The sequence below is a fragment of the Bacillus sp. BPN334 genome (assembly GCF_008368885.1).
In the GTDB taxonomy this organism is placed as follows: Bacteria; Bacillota; Bacilli; order Bacillales; family Bacillaceae_G; genus Bacillus_A; species Bacillus_A wiedmannii.
Window position 1 is genome coordinate 39,470 of the sequence record NZ_QOZW01000007.1, and the last position, 23,130, is coordinate 62,599.

General features: G+C 36.4%; 19 protein-coding genes and 1 pseudogene. 5 read left to right on the forward strand and 15 right to left on the reverse strand.

The features are described from left to right. Window positions 1-359: 359 nt before the first annotated feature. Complete coding sequence (locus DN393_RS11025; RefSeq protein WP_116480664.1) at window positions 360-701, forward strand: hypothetical protein; 342 nt, start codon at window positions 360-362, stop codon at window positions 699-701. Between the two features lie 115 nt (window positions 702-816). Continuing rightward, a complete protein-coding gene (locus tag DN393_RS11030; RefSeq protein WP_000345047.1) occupies window positions 817-1,908 on the forward strand; it encodes a DUF3900 domain-containing protein in 1,092 nt (363 codons plus the stop codon). A gap of 180 nt (window positions 1,909-2,088) precedes the next feature. On the opposite strand, the gene DN393_RS11035 is transcribed toward DN393_RS11030, so the two are convergent. Further along, window positions 2,089-2,436, reverse strand: a complete 348-nt coding sequence (locus tag DN393_RS11035) for a hypothetical protein (RefSeq protein ID WP_064476933.1) — start codon at window positions 2,434-2,436, stop codon at window positions 2,089-2,091. Between the two features lie 253 nt (window positions 2,437-2,689). Here DN393_RS11035 and DN393_RS32390 point away from each other — a divergent pair. After that, window positions 2,690-2,812: pseudogene (locus DN393_RS32390) on the forward strand (hypothetical protein); the annotation flags it as partial. Between the two features lie 291 nt (window positions 2,813-3,103). Here DN393_RS32390 and DN393_RS11045 read toward each other — a convergent pair. The 7 genes from DN393_RS11045 to DN393_RS11075 form a co-directional block, all read right to left on the reverse strand. Then, the gene (locus DN393_RS11045; protein ID WP_149173495.1) at window positions 3,104-3,949 is read right to left on the reverse strand and encodes an exonuclease; all 846 of its coding nucleotides are present in this window, start codon (window positions 3,947-3,949) and stop codon (window positions 3,104-3,106) included. 192 nt (window positions 3,950-4,141) lie between these two features. Beyond that, window positions 4,142-4,342, reverse strand: a complete 201-nt coding sequence (gene cspB, locus DN393_RS11050) for a cold shock-like protein CspB (RefSeq protein ID WP_001179147.1) — start codon at window positions 4,340-4,342, stop codon at window positions 4,142-4,144. A 216-nt stretch (window positions 4,343-4,558) separates the two neighbouring features. Then, the gene (locus DN393_RS11055; RefSeq protein WP_000449520.1) at window positions 4,559-5,458 is read right to left on the reverse strand and encodes a WD40/YVTN/BNR-like repeat-containing protein; all 900 of its coding nucleotides are present in this window, start codon (window positions 5,456-5,458) and stop codon (window positions 4,559-4,561) included. Window positions 5,459-5,474: 16 nt separating this feature from the next. Beyond that, window positions 5,475-5,918: a flavodoxin gene (locus DN393_RS11060; protein WP_001062763.1), complete on the reverse strand. Its 444-nt coding sequence runs from the start codon at window positions 5,916-5,918 to the stop codon at window positions 5,475-5,477. Between the two features lie 139 nt (window positions 5,919-6,057). Next, window positions 6,058-6,678: an acetate uptake transporter gene (locus DN393_RS11065; protein ID WP_000070921.1), complete on the reverse strand. Its 621-nt coding sequence runs from the start codon at window positions 6,676-6,678 to the stop codon at window positions 6,058-6,060. A gap of 86 nt (window positions 6,679-6,764) precedes the next feature. Next, window positions 6,765-7,160, reverse strand: coding sequence for an NUDIX hydrolase (locus tag DN393_RS11070; protein ID WP_064476935.1), 396 nt, complete (start codon window positions 7,158-7,160; stop codon window positions 6,765-6,767). Then, complete coding sequence (locus DN393_RS11075; protein ID WP_000639513.1) at window positions 7,157-7,498, reverse strand: ASCH domain-containing protein; 342 nt, start codon at window positions 7,496-7,498, stop codon at window positions 7,157-7,159. The genes DN393_RS11070 and DN393_RS11075 overlap by 4 nt, the downstream gene beginning before the upstream one ends. A gap of 135 nt (window positions 7,499-7,633) precedes the next feature. Here DN393_RS11075 and DN393_RS11080 point away from each other — a divergent pair, with 135 nt between their 5' ends. Then, window positions 7,634-8,191 (forward strand): CatB-related O-acetyltransferase, encoded by a 558-nt coding sequence (locus DN393_RS11080; protein ID WP_149173496.1) that lies wholly within the window; start codon window positions 7,634-7,636, stop codon window positions 8,189-8,191. Window positions 8,192-8,238: 47 nt separating this feature from the next. On the opposite strand, the gene DN393_RS11085 is transcribed toward DN393_RS11080, so the two are convergent. Further along, window positions 8,239-15,711, reverse strand: coding sequence for a DUF7507 domain-containing protein (locus tag DN393_RS11085; RefSeq protein WP_149173497.1), 7,473 nt, complete (start codon window positions 15,709-15,711; stop codon window positions 8,239-8,241). A gap of 117 nt (window positions 15,712-15,828) precedes the next feature. On the opposite strand from DN393_RS11085, the gene DN393_RS11090 reads away from it, so the two are divergent. Beyond that, a complete protein-coding gene (locus tag DN393_RS11090) occupies window positions 15,829-16,578 on the forward strand; it encodes a (S)-benzoin forming benzil reductase (RefSeq protein ID WP_001271045.1) in 750 nt (249 codons plus the stop codon). Window positions 16,579-16,613: 35 nt separating this feature from the next. Here DN393_RS11090 and DN393_RS11095 read toward each other — a convergent pair whose 3' ends face one another. From DN393_RS11095 to DN393_RS11120, 6 genes are all read right to left on the reverse strand, one after another. Then, on the reverse strand, window positions 16,614-17,447 hold the full coding sequence (locus tag DN393_RS11095) for a GNAT family N-acetyltransferase (protein WP_064476938.1): 834 nt from the start codon (window positions 17,445-17,447) through the stop codon (window positions 16,614-16,616). A 66-nt stretch (window positions 17,448-17,513) separates the two neighbouring features. Continuing rightward, window positions 17,514-19,022 (reverse strand): argininosuccinate lyase, encoded by a 1,509-nt coding sequence (gene argH, locus DN393_RS11100; RefSeq protein WP_149173498.1) that lies wholly within the window; start codon window positions 19,020-19,022, stop codon window positions 17,514-17,516. Window positions 19,023-19,123: 101 nt separating this feature from the next. Continuing rightward, complete coding sequence (locus tag DN393_RS11105) at window positions 19,124-20,233, reverse strand: serine hydrolase (protein ID WP_149173499.1); 1,110 nt, start codon at window positions 20,231-20,233, stop codon at window positions 19,124-19,126. Between the two features lie 117 nt (window positions 20,234-20,350). After that, on the reverse strand, window positions 20,351-21,283 hold the full coding sequence (locus DN393_RS11110) for a nucleoside hydrolase (RefSeq protein ID WP_000756434.1): 933 nt from the start codon (window positions 21,281-21,283) through the stop codon (window positions 20,351-20,353). Window positions 21,284-21,402: 119 nt separating this feature from the next. Further along, window positions 21,403-22,842, reverse strand: coding sequence for a sodium/pantothenate symporter (gene panF, locus DN393_RS11115; protein WP_001104842.1), 1,440 nt, complete (start codon window positions 22,840-22,842; stop codon window positions 21,403-21,405). Between the two features lie 3 nt (window positions 22,843-22,845). Beyond that, a complete protein-coding gene (locus DN393_RS11120; RefSeq protein WP_098102264.1) occupies window positions 22,846-23,124 on the reverse strand; it encodes a YhdT family protein in 279 nt (92 codons plus the stop codon). Window positions 23,125-23,130 lie beyond the last annotated feature (6 nt).

Here is a 23,130-nt window from a genome sequence, read left to right on the forward strand (position 1 = left end):
CTCTCCCCTTTTTCCAAACATTACTTTTATATATTATTTCATTTTTATGTATGTTTTGTTACAATCATTTTACAATATATTTATAAAATGTTACAAGTTATTTTTTACTCTATATAAATTACTCTTTTCTTTTGTAAATGTCTATACATATTTACATAAAATTTTGAGTTTGATAGAATTGTAACTTTTATGTAACCTCACCCTATTATCCAGTATATACCATAAAACAAAAGAAATACAAATGTAAAAACTCCATATTCTTATTTATAAAGAAACATCCCGTGAGCATAAATAGGTATTTGCCGTGCCACACTCCGCTTTTACACATACATTATGGTGAATTAACCTATTTTAAAGAAATGGAGGATGTTTTTATGTACCCCTACAATCCATACGATCCATATAACCAAAATGGTTATCAGCCTCAATATGATTTACAAGCACAATACCAACAATATATAGATCCAGCAGAACAAGTTAATCCATATGATCAAAATCGACAATTCCAACTTCCAATCTCTTTTCCTGGTACTGGAAACCGTCAACTAGAAAGACGAGTAAATGAGCTTGAGCAAAGAGTACGTCAATTAGAAAACACGGTTGAGCGTCATACACGTAGATTAAACCGCTTAAACCAACGTTTACGTACAATTGAAAACAGACTAAACATTCCATTTTCAGCATTAGAAGACGGATTTTAATTTCAAAAGTAAAAAATATATAAGGAAGGGGCTCACCCTTCCTTATATAAATTGACGAAAGTTTTTTCCATCTCTATACTGATAAGAGTTAATGAAATGAAACAAGGTGATAAATATGGATTTTGAAATAAATTATCTTTCCTTTTATGTTGTACAAGTAGAAGGAAAAGGTGAAGCTGTTGATAAACGCTACAAACATTTTCAAACGTTAGACGCTGAAGAGTATGAAGATAGCTCCTTAAAAGAATTTTTAAATGGTGAATTATTAAAAATTTCAAAGCGAAAAGTAGAACGTCATGCGAAAACAGAACAAGCTCCGACAAAGATCGGTCGCTTCATTGTAGAAGAAGGGCACGAACTTGATTCAAACCCTCATTACAACCTCTTTAATCGCATTCGCTTTGCGGAAACAAAGGAAAACTTCAAAGATATGAGTGAACCTCTCGTTTATACATATCTGGACACAAGCGCTGTACGCGGTGGTGTATTTTTAATTGCGCAAGCAAAACTACGCAAATACTTTGATGATCCATTCGTTTTCGTTATGAAATGTGACTTCGAACCGAAAGTCGCTTCTATTTCAGATGAATCCACACTGATTCGTAACGTTGAAATGGCCATCACAACAAAAAACATGAAATCTATCCAATATCCGTACATGCCTGAAGAAGGTATGGTCGAAGTGGGTGAGCTAAAAATTCACCAAGCATCACACGCCCGCTACTTTGAAGACTTCTTAAAATTCGTCGAGTACGAACGCTCTATGCCTGAAATTATGAAAACACAAGTAATGGACATGGTATACGACCAAATTGAAGATGTATTTGAAGAAGGTACGGAAGAACGCGAACAATTCGACCAAGCAATGGAAGTATGGGCTGCCAGTCCGAAACGCGAAATTATGGAACAATTTTCAACCGAAGAAGTAATGGAAGCTACCGCTCAAATCGTCGAGCACGCTCCTGAAGTGGAATTAAAGCTAAAAGCAGATCATATCTCCGTAAAGGCCCTGCTTGCTGATTTCGGGGATCAAATACATATCGCAAAGGTAAATGATCGATACGTATTAATGATTGAGGCTGATACACTTACGTTTGAGAAAGGCTTCTCTCCAATTGAGTTTTTGAAGCCGGATGAGTTGCAAGATGTGATTGAACGGATTGAGAATAAGCAGCAGTATTCTTATGATCCGAACGGGATTGAATAAATCCTTCCATATCCCTATTTTTACTGAGCGCTGTTAACGAGCGCTCTTTTATTTGGGACATATTTTTTAATTTTTTTAACTCAAGATGATATTTGTTGCGGAATCAAGTAGATTCCTTCCTTGTTGTACAAGTGTATTTCCATTAGAGTAGTCACTATGTATATTGGTAAAATGAAAATTTCACTTCACTACCTCAAATTTATTGTACCCATAAAAAGATAATTGAAAACGATATTCTGGATGCTCTCTCACCCAATCGTAAGCTTCTTCTAAAATATCCATTTTGTTTTGTAAGTCATTAAGTTCACTACATTCGTCCCTTTTCTGTTTGCACAGAGGGCAGAATCCATTCACTATTTCGGCACTCGTCGCCCTAATAGTTTTACTTTCTAAGTCAACTACTAGACTAAGAAGAAGAGAATGCTCTTCTTTTGTAGTCACCGTCATTTCAGCAAGCCCATCCTCATTCCAAAAGACTCCGTTTAATTCCATCTGTACCGTGACGTCTTTAATATCCATGTCTATCACTATCCCCCCTTGTATAAAACTTTTATCTTATTCTTCGATTTTAATCTTTAATACACCACGATTTAAAGATATATTAAGCGTTTCCATTTTTTCTAAATTCAGTTACCTTTCATTTATACATATACTACTATAGATTAAATTTACTTTAATAGAATGGAGGATTTATATGGGGTGTTACAATTCATCAGAAAGAAAGATATACGAACTTGAACAAAAAATAAACAAGTTAAACTTTCAGGTGAATAACTTAAATGAAAGAGTTCATCAATTAGAAAATACAGTTGAGCGACATACCCGTCGGTTGAACCGTTTAAACCAACGTTTACGTACTGTAGAAAACAAGTTAAATATTCCATTTTCAGAAAGTGAATATTAACTCGTTAATTCGAACAATGTAAACAATGCTATTCCTATTATATTTCAAACTAGAAATTCACGTTATCTCTCCCTAAATACTGAATCCTCTGCGTAATTTGCTCCCTATTTTGTTCTATCCCTCACACTACTCTCCATTATCTTTCTCAGAAAACAAATAATTTGTACATTCGTACTAAAAACAATAAAATACTCCATTCCTAATACGGGACGAGCCGTGAATTTTCCAACTAAACTTCTGCGACTTAATCCTGAAGTTTAGTTGTACATATGAATAAAATTGGTTATATTACTAACTTTCTTCTACTACTTTCTCCATCTCAGCCAAATGCCTAATCTGCCTTTCCGCCTTTCTCACCGCCGTACGAAAATGCTTTTTCAGAAGTTCTATTGTAGCTTCACTTATATAATATCTTTCCGTTATACTTTCCCACGTGTCACTACTTTCAAATGCACTCCAAACGAAAGGACGCTCTGTATTTTTTCTCATTTCTTTAAATACCCATTTTCGCATCTTTTTTTTCGCTTTTTCTGTTAGTTTTCCGTTCTCTACAAGTTCAAGCTCACCATGTCTTTTGTACCGTTTATGAATGTCTCTCTCGCTATATACTTTAAGAAGTATATTCGCTGTATTCTCAGCATCCGCTAAAGCTCGGTGCTGCTTCCCTTCCCACGTTAAACCGAGCTGTTCTACTGCAAATTGTAAACTTGGTATATGCTCAAATAACTCTTCATACGCTTGGAAAACAAACTTCTGCAAATCAAATTTGCTCTCTTTTTCCATACATGGGCATTCTACACCGTATAACGTACAATCATGAGATAGAAAACGATAATCTTCTCTACCCCATGAAACAAATACAGAGTCTTCTCCGATAAATTGAATAAATTTCTCTATAATTTGTGGGAATTTCTCCACACCAATTAAATCTTTCTTTGTAATTCCCGTTAATTTTGTCGTATGACGAGTGAGTCGTGCACTCGGCTTTACTAACTCCGAAAATTCTCCAATTACCTTCATTGTACTTGCTTCTATTTTTACAGCTCCGATATCAACTATCTCTGACGGATCTTCTGATTTATACGGCCTGAAATTTCTCTCTATATCGAACACAATAAAATGTGTAGCGTTTTCCAATTTATTTACCTCTTTCTAAATTCCTTTTCACACACATACTCTATTTTCAGTATTTATTTATTCATTCATGCACTTTATGCATGAAATACTTCGTCTAATAAACAAAAATTTAATCTCATTATTATATGTACATAGGAGGTTATTCAATAAAAATGCAAAAAAAAGAAGGGCAAGCCCTTCTTTTTTCCGTAATTACTTCTTGTTTACGTTTGTAGCTTGAGGTCCACGGTTACCTTGTTCTACTTCGAAAGTAACTTCTTGACCTTCTTCTAAAGATTTGAAGCCGTCGCCTTGGATAGCTGAGAAATGAACGAATACGTCTTCTCCGCCTTCAACTTCGATGAAACCGAAACCTTTTTCTGCGTTAAACCATTTTACTTTACCGTTTTGCATTTAAAAAATCCTCCTACAATGTACCTATATGTACATATTCATTTTCAACCACTTTACAATAATACTTCAAACATTAAAAAACTGCAACCCCAGAGGAGATTTAACATTGCTATCCTCCTCGGAAGTTACAGCTCATTTAAATCTCTATATTATTAAAAGTAAAATGGTTTAAAGTAACTATATCATATCAATATAATAAAAGTAAAGTTTTTTTTGCTATATAATTTTTTTCTTCCATTGCATCGCTTTTGATTCACCTGATCCAGCTACAACATAACCCTCTTTTTGGTTAACGATGCGCCAGCCATGCCCTTTAACTGAGTCACATACTGTAACAAGTTCTTCTTCTAGAAGTACACGACAAACCGTACTAATCCCCGCCTTATTTTGCGTTGACGTTGTATATAGCACATGTTGATCTACACTCAAGGCTAAATAGCTACTTGCTTTCTGCTCACTTTGACATGTATGCCAATATGTTTTTTCACTCTCAATACTTTCATCTATTTTACAAAAAGAAATATTCCCGCTAATACCCTTGCATGATCCACTCGCTGCTACTATATAAGAATTGTGTACAGTCAACGCTGAGATCATCTGATTCATCACGATTTTAATCCTCTTTAATTTACGTGTCTCCAAATTAAAGAGCCAAACACCACCATATTTAGCATGTATTTTCGTACCGATAAATAAGTAATGTTTATATAAAAATAACGATCGAATAGATGGTGCCCCGCCACCATACTCAAGAAATGGATGAATGGTTTCCCATGTCGAACCAAAATCATTAGAATGATACAACGTTTTATCTCCATGAGCAATGACTGTTCCTTGTACATTACTACAAACATTCCAACTCGTTGCTTTTGTTGGAAAACGCTGAACCGTCCAGTTCTCTCCACCATTCATACTACGAATAAAAATCCCTTCGTCACCTACACCATACACTACATTATCTTCGCTATGTAAATCCCTAATTCGTTTTTGAAAACCATTTAATATTTGTTTCCATTCTCCGTCTCGTTCAATAAATAAGCCATTATATGTAGTAGCTAACATAAGTTTTCCATCTCTTAACTTTGTAATAGCGGTTGCACTTAACATTGTCTCCACGTTGACACTCCCATTCTTAGAACTTCTCAGCAAATGCAATTGCAAAATTACTGCATTTTTCAACATCCTCTTCATCTTCTGGAGCTAGTTCGATTTTCAATCCTTCTTGCACAAGCTCTGCACCGCGTTCTACAAGTCTTTCTTCAAATATCGTTACCGCTTCACAAAATAGTTCATACGCCGTATCACCTGATCCGAATACCGCTACTTTCTTCCCTGATAAATCTATATTTTCTAAGTCCTCATGGAAATCTTCCGCCTCAAACGGTAATTCACCATCGCCCCACGTATAAGATCCTAAAATGATTCCATCATAGGCTAATAATTCTTCAGCATCCATGCCTTCCATTTCTTGCAATACTACTTCATGATCAAAAGCATCTAAACTAACTTTTATTAAATCAGCAATACTCTCTGTATTTCCTGACATACTTGCATAAGCTATTAAAATTTTTGCCACTTCGGCATCCCCCTCTTACAATAAATGATTCTCATTCTCATTATATTAATAATGAGAATCAATTTCAATTATATTTTTCATTTTTATTTATTCCATACAAAAAAGCACAGATGACTATACAATCACCTGTGCTTTTTTATTACTTTTTAAAAATACCAAACGGCTTTCCAACTGGTAATACAACTTTACCGAAGTGTGTATTTAACACTGCTGCTGCTGAACCATAGAAAGATAATAATGAAATACATAGTTCAGAATACGCTGCTAAATTATGCATTGCATGCGGCATAACACCTAAAGTACTTAATGAAAGACCAATAAATAAGAAATCAATAAGGACGAAAATCATAAATAATACTTTATGTGTTTCCATTGCACCAATTGTCATAAAGATTGTGAAAATCAAATATCCAATAAAGGCTACACCCAGCTGTTTTGAATCTGCAGCTTGTGCTAATTTTTCGCCAAATACTCCAAGTTGAATTAACCAAGTCATTCCAACACCTAACCAAAATAGGCCGTATGCACCGAATGCTGTTGTACCGAACGTATTGTTATGCTTTGCATCGTGAATGCACGCAAAGATTTGTGCAAATCCTCCTAAAAAGATTGCCCACGGTAAGACAAGTGAAACGCCATCTGTTAAGCCTAACTTTTGAGATGATGCTACAAGTGTTACCATCGCTAATCCAAATAGACCAATTCCAGATGGATCTGCTGTTGTCATTTTCACATGATGTGTAGTAGATTGATTGCTCATATAAACCTCCTGATTATAAACATACTCGAATACAATACTTAAATCAGAAGACTATGTCAATGGTTTTTTTTGTATGTTGTCAGACCTTACTTTTTATAATGATTGAATATGCTTCCGACCACTTCATACGGTTTTATATTCACTTTTTCCAACTCGTGTATCGGCAACCACAACGGAATATAACTCCCTCTATCTTTCAGCTTGAATTCTTCAGCTTTACCACTTCCGAAAACTCCATCTATAATATGGGCATTAAAATAATACTCCGTACCTTTATACTCCACCTTTGCAATCAGTTGCTCCACTTTTATATGTACCCCTAATTCTTCATAAATTTCTCGCTTCGTTGCTTCTTCAGCTGTTTCTCCTTCTTCAATTCCTCCGCCTGGAAAAACATAATATGTTTCCCCTTCTCGAATACGTTTTATAAGAGCAATTTTCCCTTCCTGCACAATGATAGCCCCGCCGCGATTTCTTATCATTTTATTACCTCAATACGAATCGCAACTGTTCCCCACTTTTTTTCTTGTTCTTTCGTATATATTTTGTATGTACTTTCTAGCATTTCCTCTAAACTATCATTTTCACAATCCAATAATTTTTTATCAATTTGTTCGTACATTGCTTTAAAGCTTTCGTATCGTTTTATTTCCGTCACTTTGACAGTCATCGTTGCTGCTGTCGTAAGGTTCGTAAATACAATATGATCGCCTTGTTTTATAAGTTGACGTTTTGCATCGTATAAACGTACTTCATATACTTTTTTTCCTGATTTAATTGACTGAAAAGGTTTATTATATAATCCCATTTTGTATATCATTCATTCCACTCCCTTTTTATTCGTTGCACCTACTAATTGTGTATTACCAATTCATACAACACAGTTCGACTTATTCCAAGTTGCATATAATGTTCCATATCCATTACTTGCTTTAGAGAGGATGCTAAATTTGTTATGTTATTTTTAAATCAAAAACCTGAATATAATAAATATGATATTGGTGATTATACTTATAGTAAAGTAGGTCCAACCATTTTTTCTTGGAATGATGAAACGAAATTAAAAATAGGTAAGTTTTGTTCATTAGGAGAAGAAGTCGTTTTCATACTTGGCGGTGAACATCGCGCAGACTGGATAACAACTTACCCATTTAATGCATTTTTTAATGAAGGAGCACATATTACTGGTCATCCTTCTTCAAAAGGTGACATCGTAGTCGGCAACGATGTATGGATTGGTTATCAATCCTGCATTTTATCTGGTGTTACAATTGGTAACGGAGCCATTATTGGGGCAAAGAGTGTTGTCACAAAAGACATACCTCCATATGCAATTGTAGCTGGTAATCCTGCAAAATTTATTCGATATCGTTTCCCGCAAGAAACGATTGACAAACTAGAGAATCTTGCATGGTGGGATTGGGATATTTCTGTAATAAAAGGAGCCCTTCCATTTCTACTTTCCAACAAAATCAACGAGTTTTTTACCTCGCCCGAAAATGAATCTATGTGATTAATACCAAAAGAGCATCCTGAAAGAATAGGATGCTCTTTTTTGTTTTATTTTTTATGTTCGTGCAACTGATTACACGGAGAACATTGAAATGGAATTTTATCTAAGCAATTAAAGTTTGTTTCACAAATTTGTTCGATCGTTGGAGCAAATAGAATGATAACCATATTACTTTCTACTATTTGTGTAACAGGTGGCAATACTGTTCCTACTTGATGTTCGAAACGAATACTCGCTTGATTTATATAATTTCCTGAACCACTTGGCGCGCTCTGAACTACTACTTGGAACGAGACTGTGCGTGCTTCACCTGGATTTAAACTTCCTATAAGAAATCCTGATACTGGATTTACATTTGGCACTAGCGTATTATCAACCTTTACAGTTCCAAGAACAAATCGAACACTACTATCTAACATATCTTGAAAACGAATATTTTGTATGATAGTATCCCCCGTATTTGTAATAACTGTCGTAAACGTAATAACATCTCCTATTGTTGCTGTTTGATGATCCGCTGTTTTTACGACTGTCGTTGAGACATTTTGAGGAATAAACGGGATAACAACTGTATTGCTATCACCTTCAACTACTACAGGCGATTCATTTGGATTCACAGTTGCAAACCCACTCGCTGTCGCTGTATTTGTAACTAAGTTATTGATTTGCCCTCCTGTTATTACAACTTGGAAATTAATAATAGCTGCATCATTTGGCTGAAAATCACCTAACGAAATACCAGTATTCGGATTAGCAAATGGAAAAGGTACATCATTTACTGTTACCGTGCCATTTATAAATAACGTATTCGGATCAATGATATCCGTTAAAACAATATTCGTCACAGGAACTGTACTATCATTTATAACAGCAATTCCGTAAGTGACAACATCTCCTACCATCGCTACTTCAAAGTTTGCTCCTTTTGCAACAAATAAGATTGCAGTATTTACCGTTACAATAACTGTATTACTCGTGTCCATCACTGTAACTGGCGGCTCTCCTGGTACTAAAATATATTCTGCTGATGCCCCAGCAACGTTCACTACTGTACCACCATCTGGAAAACTCGTAATCGTAGCTTCATATGTTACAATCGCCGTCTCACCGACTGGAATGTCTAAAATCGTAAATCCAACCTGCGGATTTACTCCCGGACGCGCTACTCCATTTATCGTTACACTATTTGGTACAAAAACAGCTTCCGGAGATAGTACATCAATAAATTTAACATTCATTGCATCAGCCGTACCAGTATTTAATATGCGAACACGGTACGTTACCGTTTCTCCTACTCCAACAATTGAATGATCTACTTCTTTCAGCATATCTAAACTGCCTCTATTTACTGGTGTGACTGTCGTATTACTTGAATTCGTAATTGTAAACGGTGGTTCTCCTGGAATCAATTCGAAATCACCAGTTACTCTCGCTGTATTCATAATGCTACTAGAAGGCGGAATTGCGATTACGTTTACTTCAAATGTGATTAATAAGCTATCCCCTACTGCAAGATCAGGTAATGAAAAGCCTACAAAAGGATCTAAACCTACTTGTGGAATCCCATTTATTTGCACACTTCCTGCAACGAATTCTAAACTAGGCGATGGGACATCAATAAACTGAACATTCGTCGCAGTTACCGTTCCCGTATTTGTAACTTGCACACTATACGTTAACGTATCTCCTAATCGCGTTGCTTGCTTATTCACGGTTTTTATAACATTAAAGCGCCCTCTATTTACCCTTGTTATCGTCGTATTACTCGGTTCAGTTACTACAACAGGTGGCTCTCCTGGCACTAAAGTAAAGTTTCCTGTTATATTTGCAACGTTCGTAATTGTTCCTGATGACGGGATGGTTGTAACTATCGCTTGAAACGTCACTATAACGGTTTCACCAACGAGTATATCTCCAACTCCAAATCCAGTAATCGGATTTAAGTTTGGTTGCGAAACTCCATTTACCGTTACACTACTCGATACAAATGACGCTCCTGCTGAAATTGTATCAATAAACTGAACATCATTTGCTGTTACTGTTCCTGTATTCGTTATTTGAACTGTATACGTTAATACATCTCCAACGAGAGTAGCTGCTCTATTTACTTGTTTAATAACATTAAATCGTCCTCTATTTACAGTTGTGAGCGTTGTGTTACTTGGCTGATTTACTATAACTGGTGGTTCTCCTGGTACTAATATAAAGCTTCCAGTAACATTTGCCGTATTGGCAATTGTTCCGTTTGATGGAACACTAACAACGTTTACTTGGAATGTGACTTCTACACTTCCCCCTGGATTTATATCTGGCAGCGGGAATCCATTATTAGGATTGAACCCAGGTTGTATCACACCACCTATCGTTACACTATTCGGCACGAATGCTATAGAGGAAGGTAATACATCACTATATTGAACATTCGTCGCCGTCACTGTTCCCGTATTTTGAACTACTGTCGTATATGTGATTGTATCGCCTACTGCAACAATCGGCTCACTTACTGATTTTAAAACATTCAAACCAGATTCATTTATTTCGGTTAATGTCGTGTTACCTGTCGTCGTCTCAGTAATAGGCGGTTCTGTTTCACTTACAGCAAATGTAGCGGTAACGTCTACAAAGTTAACAACTGTACCACCTTCTGGTATGCTCGTTACCATCTCTTGATATGTGACAAGCACAAAATCATCTACAGGTATATCTGGAACTGTAAAGCCGATGAACGGATCTAATCCCGGTGCTGGTACCCCGTTTATGCTCACACTTCCCGGTACAAATGCTACACCCGCGGAAGTAGTATCTATAAATTGAACATTCGTCGCTGCCACTGTTCCAAAATTAAAAATCAATACATCATACGTTAAAATTTCTCCTACAATCGCTACTTCTTTATCTACTAGTTTTAACGGAAAAATAAACGCTATATTAATTGTCGTAACGACTAAATTTGTTAATATCGTTTCCGTAATCGGTGGTTCCTGCGGATTTGGTTGTGAAGTAAATGTAACGTCTGCATCATTTAATATGACTTCATTATCTGGAATTTCTGTAATCGTCACTCGGAACGTTACCTCAATACTTCCACCATTAATTAATAATGGAGTAACTGTAAATCCTATTTCTGGATTTACACCAAGTTGCTGCACCCCACCTATCGTTACACTATCTTCTACAAATGTCGTTCCTTCTGGTATGACATCTTGGAAGAACACATCTGTAACAGGTATAATTCCTACGTTTGAAATTAGCACGGTATACGTTAATACATCCCCAACCGCTCCAGTTGCAACGTCAACTGTTTTTGTTGCTGTTACTTCACCAGGAGGAGGTAACGGTATCGTAACTACTGTCGTATTACTTGAATTTGTTGTTGTTACAGGGGGCTGTAAAGGATTTAATAAGAAAGTAGCTGTTGCAGATGCGGTGTTTAGTACGGCTCCACGCGTGGATGGTGCAACTACTGTTACTTGGAACGTTACAGTCAATGATGTGCCAGCAGCTATATTAGGAAGCGTAAAACCTATATTTGGATCAAATCCAGGTTGAGGAGTTCCATTTATCGTTACACTATTTGCTACAAATGTTGTTTCTGAAGCAATTGGATCAATGAAAGAGACATTCGTCGCTGTTACCGTTCCATTATTTCTAATGACAACAGAATACGTGTAAATTTCTCCAAGTGCCGCTTGTTGTACAGATGAAGATTTTTGTATATTTAACTGCGCTGTGTTTACTTGCGTCACGACGAAATTGCTATTCGTAACAGTTGTTATTGGAGGATTGGCTGGATTTATAAGAAAACTTGCAGTAACGTTCGATTGGTTTCTTATATTTCCACCACTCGGAACGCTCGTCACTGTAACTTGAAACGTAATCGTAGCCGTTTGCCCGACAGGAATATTTGGTACTGGGAAACCTGCCATAGGATCCGCGCCTTGCTGAACGACTCCATTTATCGTCACACTATTTACTACAAACGCAGTACCAGACGGAATTGGATCTTGAAAAATAATATTCGTTGCAGGAACAGTTCCTGTATTTTGAATACGAATCGTATACGTTAACGTATCTCCTACACCTGCTTGTGGTGTAGTTACACTCTTTATTACATTAATTGATCCTACATTCACTCGTGTCACAACAATATTACTAATCGTTACAATTGTAATTGGCGGCTGCAAAGGACTTACTTGAAAATCAGCTGTTACATTCGCATTATTCGGAAGAACTCTATTTGGTGGTACACTCGTGATCGTCACTTGAAAAGCAACTGTTACCGTTCCTCCTACTGGAATATTAGCAAGCGGAAATCCAGTTGTTGGGTTTAAAACTGGTTGAGACGTTCCGTTTATTGTTACACTATTTGCTACAAATGTTGTTCCAGATGGAATTGGATCAAGGAATGATACATTTGTTGCTGCTACTGTTCCACTATTTTGTATACGAACTGTATACGTTAACGTATCCCCTACACCTGCTTCACTAGCACTTACGCTCTTCATTACATTTAACCCTGAAGAATTCACCACTGTCATAACAGTATTACTTGGCACTGTTACAGTAATTGGTGGCTCTGTTGGATTTACAAGGAAATCTCCAGTGACATTCGCATTATTGACGACATTATTTCCTTGGGGAATTTCATCAATTAATACTTCAAACGTAACAATTACACTCGTGCCAGTAGGCAAATTATTTAATGGGAATCCAAGTTCTGGATCTGCCCCTTCTTGTAAAACACCATTAACCAATACACTATTTTCAATAAATAAAGTCCCTTGCGGAATTGAATCTTGGAAAAACACATTTGTAGCTGTTACACTACCTGCATTAATTATTTCGATTGTATATACTAAAACATCCCCTACCGTTGCAACATCCGTATTCACTGCCTTCACAACTTCAAAGTTCCCTGATTGTACTGTTGTATTCACAACATTACTCGGAACATTGATTGTTACTGGTGGTTCACTCGGATTCACTTGAAAACTCGCTGTTACATTTGTTTGATTTAAAATATCTTCATTTTCTGGATCCTGTACAATTAATACGTCAAATGTGACTACAACTGTTTGAGCCGCAGGAATATTTGGAAGAGAAAATCCTGTATTTGGATTCAATCCACTTTGTGGTACTCCATTAATTGTTACAGAATTTGCAACGAATGAAACAGCGGAAGGAATAGGGTCTTGGAAAAATACATTTGTTAACAGTACGTTTCCTGTATTTTGGACGGCAATTGTGTATGTTAAAGTATCCCCTACCGCCGCTTGCATTGTATTCACTTCTTTTATTACATTTAAACCGCCTGTATTAACTTGTGTCACAACTGTATTCGTTTGTCTATTAATCGTTATCGGTGGCTGATTCGGAATAACGACGAAATTAGCAGACACATTTCCACGATTTGCAATCGTACCTCCTGATGGTGTAGATGTCACTCGTACTTGAAAAGTCACTGTCCTACTTCCGCCAGGAGATATATTCGCTACGGTAAACCCAGTCGCAGGATTTGCCCCAGGTTGTGAAACCCCATCTACAGTCACACTATTTAGGATAAAAGTCGTTCCAATTGGGATTGGATCTTGAAAAATAACATTCGTCGCAAGTACATTCCCGGTATTCTCAATTGTAACGGTGTACGTAAGAACGTCATTAACTGTCGCAAAAGCTCTATCTACTGTTTTTCTCGTTCTTATATCAGCTATATTAATTGTAGTAAATACAGTATTACTTGTCGCTTGGCCTGAAATTGGTTGCTGACCAGGCACTGGAATAAAGTTAAATGTTACACTCGCACGGTTTGGAATTGGATTTACAAGAGGATTAGATGTTACTCGAACTTGAAAGCGCACTACAGTCGTTTGCGAAGCATTAATACTTCCAAGATTAATACTACTTGCCGGATTTGCTCCTGGACGCGCTACTCCATTTACCGTAACACTATTTGTTATAAACGTTGTTCCAGCAGGTATACTATCAACAAAAATAACATTATTTGCAGCGACATTCCCATCGTTGGTGACATTCACTGTGTACGTTAATACATCATTAATTGTTGCCGTCTGTAGATCTACAGATTTTTGTAAACTTACATTTGCGCGATTTATCGTCGTCTGTACTGTATTTGAAGAAGCTGTACTTGTGATAGGAGGACTTCCAACAAAAGGACGGAATTGGTATGACACCATCGCACGATTTGAAATTGGATTCGGATTCGGGAATGACGTAACTCTCACTTGAAACGTGACAACTCTTTGAGCATTATTCGGTATCGTTCCTAAATTAATTCCACTAGCTGGATTGGCGCTCGGCTGAGTTACTCCACCTACTGTAACACTGCCTGCTATAAACGTAGTTCCATTCGGAATACTGTCTTGTAATACAACGTTTTCTGCACTTCCTGTCCCTGTATTCGGAACAGTAATCGTATAGGTGAGAATATCACCTACTGCTGCAACGGTTTTATCAACAGATTTAACAGGATTTATAATTGGCCCTGTCGCATCAATTTGAACACCAAAACCAGCTGCAGCATATCCATCTCCATTTGTAACGAAGCGAACAGTCGCTGACGTTTGATTATTTACTAATGATGACGAGGCATCTACATTCGTAATATCCCATCCTTGTCTTCGGACGGCTAAAGCTATCCCTAACGGCTGATTCAAATTTCCAAAGGTGCCAGTTGTATCTAAATTCCCACTATCATTACAAATTTGTGACTGAAAGAAATTATTTGCGGGATTTCTCGGTCCGAATAAAGCAACTGTAGCATTCGCATTCGGTCCAAAGCGAAGTTGATCTCCAACAATGTTAGAATCACCTTCTTGAGCAGTTACAAGTACTCTTCCTGTAACAGAACCTGTAGATGGAGTTGCGAAACCTGAAATAGTAGCATCAACTGGTGGTGATGAAGCATCAATAATTTCTTGGCCTGCATACACTGACAAATTCCGAAGTGGTAAACTTGTATTTTGATAAACTACCTCAAGCGTCCAACCAGCTGAACGACTGACCGTTGGATCAGCAGAAGTTCTTGTAGCCGGTACAGCACCCGTTGTATATGTTCCCGCTCCCCCTGTATTAACAAGATTCGTTACGTTAGCTGAACGTACGTAATAAAACTGGTTCCCTACTGAACCTTGCTGCGCAGTTGCAGGATTTGGTGTAACAGAAAACGTTCCTGCCGGTGTTGTAAATGTAATGTTATCATTTAAAAAAGCTGAAACATCCTCTGTATCGGTCCGGTATGTGCCGGCCCATACTAGTTCTGCGTATAAAATACTACTCCCTGCCGGAAGATTCAAAATTGCACTTGAAGAATTTAATGGCCAGTCATTCGTCGTTCCTGCTGGGAATCCAGGTACTTGGAGCGATGTATTTACCGTTGTAAATACATCAATCGTACCGAAATTATTATTTGGTGCAGGCGATGTAGGACTTAGTCCTAACGTGTTCCCAGTGAACGTGACGGCACCAGTTACTGTTGTTGTAAAGCGATTCATAAAAGGCACACAATCATCTCATTTCAATTATAGTAAAAAGTGCTCTATACTATAAAATGTAGACAAACTATACAATGTACGTTGTCCAACAAAATTCCACATATATGGAGAGGAGTTTACTACACTATGCGCTACGTTATCATAACAGGAACTTCACAAGGTTTAGGTGAGGCAATCGCCACACAGTTATTAGAAGAAAATACAACCGTCATCTCTATTTCTAGAAGAGAAAATAAAGAGCTTACTAAACTCGCAGAGCAAAATAACAGTCATTGCATTTTTCATTCCTTAGATCTTCAAGATGTACATAAATTAGAAACTAACTTTAACGAGATCCTTTCATCTATGAAGGAAGACAATATATCATCTATTCATTTAATTAATAATGCAGGCACGGTTGCACCAATGAAGCCAATTGAAAAGGCAGAAAGCGAGCTTTTCATTACAAACGTTCAAATTAATTTACTTGCACCGATGATTCTTACCTCTACTTTCATGAGATATACGAAAGACTGGAAAGTAGATAAACGTGTTATAAACATTTCATCTGGTGCAGGAAAAAATCCTTATTTTGGATGGGGCGCTTATTGTACAACGAAAGCTGGTGTAAATATGTTTACACAGTGCGTAGCAACCGAAGAAGCAGAAAAAGAATATCCAGTAAAAATCGTCGCTTTTGCACCTGGTGTTGTTGATACAAGTATGCAAGCACAAATTCGTGAAACAAATAAAGAAGACTTCATAAATTTAGACCGCTTCATCGCACTAAAAGAAGAAGGAAAACTACTGTCACCTGAATACGTTGCGAAAGCAATTCGTAGCTTACTAGAAACTGAGAATTTCCCGCAAGGTGAAGTCATTCGAATTGATGAATAACAAAAAGGCACGCTCTAATAGCGTGCCTTTTCATTTTATTTCTCTAAAAATATAAGTACAGACTCCGCAATTTTTTCATAACCAATTTCTTGATAAATTTTATTAGACGTAGGGTTTGCTAGATCAGTATATAACGTAGTCGTCTTATATCCTTCATCTAACATACGTTGACTAAGTGCAGCGACACAACTAGATGCGTACCCTTTTTTCCGCGCTTCTTTCGGTGTATATACGAAATTAACTGTTATATTGTTTGTAGTTGGTCTCGTTTTTGCAGCTACAGAAACAAGCTTCCCATCTACTTCTAAACCAAATAGACGACGGTTCGTAATTAATGTATGAGCGGTTTGTTTCGCTTCTTCTTTCGTAGTAGGAAGCCTTACATCTTCGCAAAATTGATAAATCCACTGTTCTATTAATGGTAGCTCATCACTACCTATTTCTCGAAAATCCCCATCCTCGGTCCACTTCTTCTTAACTTGTTGTAATGCATACACACCTTGCTCCATTACAACATTCGTTTTCTTATTTTCTAACACGGCAGTCTCTTCCGCTAATTTCTGTACAATTTTCTTATTACCAATCAATCCAGGAACATTTGAATATACTTTCGTTAATTTTTTTGCAAGTTCCACGATATCCTCTTCCGCAATTTCAGACGTAGCAACAATGATTTGTTTCTTTTCTTCTGTTTGAAGAAATACAACTACAATTTCTTCCTCTTGTTTTGCTACCCCCATAAATATCGGTTGTTGGACCATTTGTAATACACCTAATATGAGATTATTTTCCTGCTCATTCTTTTCTAAAAATGGTGTAACCTCTTCTTTAAAATTAAGAATCTCTTCGTATACATGTAATTGAATCATCGACAATCTCTTCCCTCTATTTATAGTTTCATTAAGTATTGGCGATTAATTCATTAAATCCCTCTTTTACGATTCAATACTATGCGAAGTTAACATATTCAAATCAGTTTCAGCTTGTAAAATTCTCTGTTTTTCTTTTTCAAATACCTCTTCTTCTTTTTGAAATGACTCTTTTCGATTTTTAATCATACGCTCCATTTCTTTTTTACTCGGTCCACCGTATACATTTCTTTTTTGAATAAATGCTTCTGGCGATATAATTTCATTCCACTCTTTTTCCAATAAATGTATTTTGAATTTTTCTTGTAAGTATATATTTACATCTTTTAAATGTAATTCATGCAGCTCCTTTTGCTGCTCCAATGACATATTCGCAATAACACTCGCTGCATGATGCGCATGCCGAAATGGAATGCTATAGTTTTTTGTTAAAACATCTGCGAAATCAGTTATCGTAATTGCATGTTTATAAGAACGACTTTTCAACGTTTCTTCTTCTACTTTCATCGTTCGAATCACTGCATTCATAATACAAAAAACACGAATGGTCTTTTCAATTCCTTTATATAAATACGGCTGCAAATCATCTTCTGTATCGACAATATCACCAAATGGTGTATTATGAATCATTTGAAATACTGTAAATGCTTCTCCTAAAGCGCTACTCGTAATCGCACGGGCGTGTTCAATGGAAACTGGATTTCGCTTTTGCGGCATAATGCTACTTATTTGTACATATGGCTTTGCAACAGTAATACCATCATATTCTTTCGTCGCTAATAATAAAAAGTCATGAATCCATCTGCTCGTATTCGTCATAATTACCATAAGTAACGAGCTAACTTCTAATAAATAATCCGCTCCAGCAACAGCATCATATGAGTTCTCAATTACATTTGTAAACCCAAGTAAATTGGCAACTCGCTCTCGTTTAATTGGGAAACTTGTTGTGGAAAGAGCGGCAGCTCCCATTGGAGACTGATTTATAAGTTTGTACGTTCGTTTCATTCGTTCTAAATCTCTCTGCATCGTATCATAAATAGCTAACGTATAATGACCAAATGTTGTGGGCTGCGCTGGTTGTGTATGTGTATAAGCTGGCATAATCGTTTCCTTATGATCAGCAGCAAGTTGTAGTATACTTTCTTGCAATAACAAATGATGCTCCATTAGTCGTAGTACATATCGCCTTAAACTCATACGATACATCGTTACACCCATATCATTTCTACTTCTACCAATATGCATATTACTTACAAAATCGCATTTCGCTTCTTGAGAAATTAAATGTTCGACTAGAAAAAAGAGATCTTCATGCTGCTCTGTATATAGCAATTGATCTTTTGGAATTCCCTCTATCTTTTTTAGTGCGTGTAATATAACTCTAGCTTCTTCCTTTTTCATTAAATTTTCTTCAGTCAGCATTGTAATATGTGCTTTATGCACTTGAAACATATCTTTTAATAAGTAATTTCGTTGAAAATGAAATACATGTTGTAATACACAATCCACATATGTTTTCCCAGGGAAATCAGCGCCTTCACTCTTTATAAACTCTTCTTTACTTTGTTTCATCACCTTTTCCCCTCTCACTTAAGTATTACTACCCATCATACCCACAGAGAGTAAAAAAGTGCTTGTACATAAAAATAAACTCGGTGCTCTCTGCACCGAGTTTACTTAATAAAAGTCGCATCATACTTATCACTTTGCAACACTTGGAAATGTAAGTTTGCTAAATGTTTCCGTATTTCTGCACTGTCGTCCTCATTTAAATTATTGGCTAAAAACACTATTTCTGTACAGTTCCCGCGTTTATCCATCGCATAAACTGCTTTTGTAACTGTCCATGGCGTATAACCATTCTTTTGCCCTGCATGTCTAAATGTTTTACGGTATTTTTTAGCACTCATATCCGTTTCAACGATATTAGCCCACACTTTTTCTTCGGCCTCTGTTAGGCCACCTTTATGATTTGCCTTTTGAAGCAGTACCATATAATCGTTTGCAGAAGCTGCTGGTAATCGATCTGACCAAATTTTATCGTAACGTTCCTCTAAATAAAGAGGTATTTCCTTCTGTAATAATGGCCCCTTCTTTTTTAAGCGTTCATGAATAATCATGGCATATTCACGATATTGTTCTTGAGACATTTCTTTTAACTTTTTCTCTATTTTATATTTCGGAACATGTAGTTCTTTATGCAAATATCCAGGGATGTATAAAGATGAAACAATCGGAAATAGCGGCTGATGTGCTGGAAGGGATAAACTTTGTAAATTTCGATTAATATTATCTAACCCTAACACTTCCATTAAATATTCAGCATTCGCATTCGAACTAAACTTAACCATTCCTTTTGCCACTTCTTCTAAAGAAACTGCCTCTTCTGTTATCTTGTCTGTCTTTTGCAAATACTTTTGCCATCTATCTTGTGCACCGCCATCTGTATTCGGCACATAATAACGATTTATATCATTAATGGAAACGAAACTAGATGGATCAATTTTTCCTTCCGTAACTTGTTTCGTATATTCAAGCGCCACAATTAACTTCATCGTACTAGCAACTGGCAATACAACATTTGGATTTACAGAATAAACAACTTTATCATTTCTCTTCACGAGAAGCGCACTATTTTTTTCATCTTTATGTTCTTCAATAAAGGATGCGATATACTGTGCATCATCATTATTTGAACTCCACACTTTTTTCACTAAAAAATTACCCGATATTAGCAAAACGAAAATACCCACAATCACTGCGCATACTATAGTTTTTTTCAAGTAAAATTCCTCTCCTATTGTATAACTCTTCTCTATCTATCTCTTACAAACAAAATAATGGAGATGATTATTTTAGTAATCATCTCCATTATTTTAACTTGTATTCTCCTATTATGTCTACGTCATAATTTTCACGAAGTCTTCGAGAAATTTTTTATAATGTAATGACCAACCAATTCGCACCCAATTCTTTAAAGATTTTGCATCAGGTTGTGGACGGAAATCAGCAATACTTTCTCCCTTTGCAATCCCTACTGTATCCACATCGACACGACGGTACACATAATCCAAAATAGACGGATTCGCCGCAACCATCATTGTAACAACGTCATGTACTGGGCTACCTGTTATTTTCGGATTTAACTTTTTATACGCTTTATAATAATACGTAAATATCGGTTCAATTAATTTATTAAAATTCGTTTTAGAGTGTTTCGTAATATATTTCACCATTTCTGGCGTAATAATTGCTTCAGATGTAACGTTAAGTGGCACTAATGTCAAATTCTTGGCATTTTGCATAACTAATTGTGACGCAATCGGATCACCATGAAAATTCGCCTCTGCGACTGGTGTCACATTGCCGGGCATTAAAAAAGCACCACCCATTATATAATATTCTTTCACATACTTCATCATCGGCTTTTCTAAAATAAATGCTGTCGCTAGTGTCGTTGACCTACCAGCATCAACAATGATTAATTCTCCTTTATACTTTTCAAGAATATCAAAAAAAGCACAAAAAGGTTTTATATTTGGCGAAAAAGCTTTTGGAGGTTTAATTGGCCCTAAACCGTCTGCCCCATGAATTTCTGGATAATACGTTGTAACATCTCCGGATAAAGGAATTTTCGCACCATTAATAACAGGTATATCCTCCCGCCCTGCCATTTGCAGCAAATATGCTGCATTACTTGTCGCCTTTTCTTGTGTTACATTTCCATATCCGGTTACAACACCAACAATATCAATATCAGGATGCATAATTCCATACATGATGGCTAAAGAGTCATCAATTCCTGGGTCTCCCAAAAATAACACTTTTTTCATCGACCTCAACTCCATCCCCTCAATTGTTATTAATTTATGAATAACCTTACATATACAGAATAAAAAAGAATAAATTCACACAAAAAAACGTAGTCCTCTATAAGGACTACGTTCTTCCTCTAACCTATACTGTTTTTCTTCACAGCACTCATACTTCCAATGATATAAGCGATAAACGCAAAACAAATTGGGAAGACAACTGTATGTATACCGAACGGATTTGGATAGAAAAGATGAATACACATATATGAGCCTACCCCAACTAAAATAGAGGCAAGCGCTCCTGTTGCATTTCCTTTTCTCCAATATAACCCTAATACAATTGGCCAAATGAATGCTGCTTCTAATCCACCGAAAGAAAATAAATTTAACCATATTAAAAAATCTGGTGGTTTAATTGCTGCTGCATAAACGAGCAGCCCTACGATACCAGTAATCCACAAACTTCCTTTTCTGATCGTACTGTCTGCTGCATCTTTATTTATGTAATTTACGTATATGTCTTTAATAATTGATGAACTTACAAGTAACAATAACGAGTTTACTGTAGACATAATTGCTGCCATTGGCGCGGCTAAAAAAACTCCGGCTAACCAAGGTGGCAACACTTCCATCGCGAGTAGCGGCATTACTTTATCTGGTACCGTTATACCCGGAAGTACGACTCGTGCAAATACACCTGTTAAATGCATACCAATCATAATTGTACCTACAACAACCGTTCCAATTATTAACGCTTGATGCATAGCTTTTGAATTTTTATAAGACATGGCACGCACGCTAATTTGCGGTAAACCAACAACACCAATTCCAATTAAAATCCAAAATGATGTCACATATGATTTCGTTAAACTACCATCCGCTCCGAATGGTGTAATTAAATTTGGATTGATTTGAATAAGCTCCTGCATAATCTTTTCAATTCCACCACCAGCAATGACAGTAGCAATTAAAATGATTGTCGTTCCAACTAACATAATGATTCCTAATAACGTATCTGATAAAGCAACTGCACGAAACCCACCAATTAATACGTACACAAGTACAGAAAAAGTAAATAAAAATAGTGCTGTTGTATAAGATAGACCCGTTAGCGATTCAATTAATCGTCCACCGCCGACCCACTGAGCTACTGTTGCTGAAAATAAGAAGATAATTATACATAACGCAGAAAGTATAACAACTGCTTTATTATTGTATCTTCCCTTTAAATAATCGATAAGAGTAATAGCTTCCATCTTCCTAGCGATAATTGCAAACTTTTTACCGATAACCGTTAAAACGATATACCCTGTTACAACTTGAATCGCAGATAATAATACCCATCCGAGGCCCATATTGTACGCAATACCTGGACCACCAATAAAGCTACTAGCACTACCGTACGTAGCAATCATTGTCATCGCTAATAATAAACCGCCAAGTTCACGCCCACCAAGAAAATATTCTTGTAAAAATTTATTATTAGCAGTCGCTTGTACGCGTCTTGAAGCATATACACCAATTAAAAACACAACGATAAATGAAATTATCATTGGAATGATTACATACCAATTCATCTATTATTCCTCACTTTTTTCTTCCTCATCGAGTGAAATATCTTGAAATACAAAACGAACAACTAAACTAAGTAAAATAACCATAACGACAAATCCAACGATACAGCTATAAAAAAACCATGCTGGAAAACCGAATACATATGTATATTCACTTGGATTTTCACTACCAAGCCCATAAGCAAATCCGTACCATATTATAAAATTAATAATAGCAAGTCCAAGGCCAATTAACGCTTCTCTATGGGCGATTCGAAAGCGTGGATCATCATGATAATCCTTCATTTTTCT